Genomic DNA, 223 nt, shown 5'->3' on the forward strand with positions numbered 1-223 from the left:
CTTGCTGGTGCCAAACTCTGGCATTTTCACATACTCACGCTTGAACGCATCAGGCTCAAGCAACGCGCAGTGAATATGCGTACCAAGATCAACCGACTCGCTACCCGGTGCAGGATTGTTTTTATTCCACTCAAGCAAGGCGACAGAGTCATGTGCTAGGTCTAGCTCACTTTTTGAGATGCCTTTTTGTGCGCGGTACTCATCGTTTGTTAGTGCTGTTGTT

General features: G+C 48.4%; 1 protein-coding gene. It reads right to left on the reverse strand.

Annotated elements, in window-relative coordinates:
• Window positions 1-223 (reverse strand): hypothetical protein (locus DC53_RS22290; RefSeq protein ID WP_033032693.1); only part of this gene is annotated, 223 nt, incomplete at both ends.

The sequence above is a fragment of the Pseudoalteromonas fuliginea genome, from assembly GCF_000690055.1.
GTDB classification, from domain to species: domain Bacteria; phylum Pseudomonadota; class Gammaproteobacteria; order Enterobacterales; family Alteromonadaceae; genus Pseudoalteromonas; species Pseudoalteromonas fuliginea.